The organism is Streptomyces tricolor (assembly GCF_002155905.1).
Lineage (GTDB): Bacteria > Actinomycetota > Actinomycetes > Streptomycetales > Streptomycetaceae > Streptomyces > Streptomyces tricolor.
In genome coordinates, this window is record NZ_MUMF01000930.1 from 1 (window position 1) to 1998 (window position 1998).

A 1998-nucleotide genomic window follows, 5' to 3' on the forward strand; every position below is an offset into this window, starting at 1 on the left:
CCGCACGCGCGCGTGCGGCTTCCCGCCGCTCGGGCTCGTCGCGTTCCAGGAGCAGTTCCACGGCGTCCGCGAACGCCTCCCCGCCGTCGGCCGCGGTGGCCCCGGCGGACCCGATGACCTCGGGCAGCGCGGAGGACGCGCTCGCCACCACGGGCGTGCCGCACGCCAGGGCCTCCAGCGCGGCGAGCCCGAAGGTCTCGGCGGGCCCGGGCGCGAGGCACACGTCGGCGGACGCCTGGAGCGCGCCGAGGGCGGCCCGGTCGGAGACGTGCCCGAGGAAGGTCACCGGCAGCCCGCGGTCCCGCGCGCGCTGCTCCAGCCGGGCCCGCAGCGGCCCGTCCCCGGCCACCACGAGCACCGCCCGCCGCCCGCGCCGCAGCAGCGCGTCGAGGGCGTCCAGGGCCGTGCCGGGGCGCTTCTCCACGGACAGCCGGGAGGCCAGCACGAGCAGCGTCTCGTCCACGCGCGCGTGCCGGGCCCGCAGCCCGGGGTCGCGCAGCGCGGGGTGGCGTTCCGTCAGGTCGACGCCCAGGGGGGCGCGTACGACGTTGCGGGCGCCGATGCGCAGGAACTCGCGCTCGGCGAACTCGGTGGTGCACACCACGCGCGCGTAGACGTGCGCGGTCCGGGTGTTGAGGGAGTCGGCGGCGCGCCGGGCGAGCGGCTCGGGCAGGCCCCAGGTGCGCAGCACGCCGTCGGCGGTCTCGTGGGAGACCATCACGGCGGGCACGCGCGCGCGGCGGGCCCAGCGGCCGGTCCAGCGCAGCGTGGTCCGGTCGGAGACCTCCAGGCGGTCGGGGGCCAGCTCCTCCAGCAGGGCGGCCACCCGCCGCTTGTCGGTGAGGACGCGGTAGCCGCCGGTGCCGGGCAGCAGCGGGCCGGGCAGGGTGATGACCCGGCCCTGCTCGGTGTCCCGGTCGGTGTGCCGTTCGCCGGGGACGATCAGGACCGGTTCGTGGCCCGCGGCCCGGAAGCCCTTGCCGAGTTCGCGCAGGGCGGTGCGCAGGCCGCCGGATGCGGGTGCCACGAAGTTGGCGAGCCGGACGATGCGCAGGGACGGTCCGGTCATGCCGCCACCGCCGTCTTCCGGGCCGCGAGGACGTCGTCGTAGTGCGTGAGCAACTGGTCGCCCACGGCGGCCCAGGTGCGCCCCTCGACCGTCGCGCGGGCGGCGGCGCCGTACGCGGCCCGCCGCGCGGGATCGGCGGCCAGGGCGCGGACGGCCTCCTGAACGGCGGCGGCGTCGAACGGCGGGACCAGCAGGCCGGTACGGCCGTGGTCGACCAGGTCGAGCGGGCCGCCGACGGCGGGCGCGACGATCGGGACCCCGCTGGCCATGGCCTCCTGCACGGTCTGGCAGAACGTCTCGAACGGGCCGGTGTGCACGAACAGGTCCAGCGAGGCGAAGATCCGGGCGAGGTCCGCGCCGGTACGGCGGCCCAGGAAGACGGCGCCGGGCAGGGCCTCGGTCAGCTGGGGCCGGCTGGGTCCGTCGCCGACGACCACGACCCGTACACCGGGCAGCGCGCACGCCCCGGAGAGGAGTTCCACGTGCTTCTCGGGCGCGAGCCGGCCGACGTAGCCGACGATGGGTTCACCGTTCGGGGCGAGTTCGCGGCGCAGCGCCTCGTCCCGGTGCTCCGGCCGGAAACGTACGGTGTCCACGCCGCGCGGCCAGAGCCGTACCCGCGGTACGCCGTGCTCCTCCAGGTCGGACCGCGCGGCGCTGGACGGGGCCAGGGTGCGGTCGGCGGCGCCGTGCACGGAGCGGATCCGCCGCCAGGCGGCGGCCTCTCCGGCGCCCATGTAGGTGCGGGCGTAGCCGGCCAGGTCGGTCTGGTAGACGGCGACGGCGGGGATGCCGAGCCGGGCGGCGGCGGCCATGCCGCGGACGCCGAGGACGAAGGGGCTGGCCAGGTGGATCACGTCGGGGCGGTGCGCGACGAGGGCGGCGGCGAGGCGTCGGCTGGGCAGGGCGACGCGTACCTGGGGGTAGCC

The 1998-nt window shown here is 77.8% G+C and carries 2 protein-coding genes; both read right to left on the reverse strand.

Annotated elements, in window-relative coordinates; translation table 11 throughout:
• Positions 1-1069 (reverse strand): glycosyltransferase (locus CCN44_RS41590; RefSeq protein WP_086704401.1); only part of this gene is annotated, 1069 nt, incomplete at its 3' end.
• A partial coding sequence (locus CCN44_RS41595) for a glycosyltransferase family 4 protein (protein WP_086704403.1) occupies positions 1066-1998 on the reverse strand: 933 nt, incomplete at its 5' end. The genes CCN44_RS41590 and CCN44_RS41595, both read right to left, overlap by 4 nt.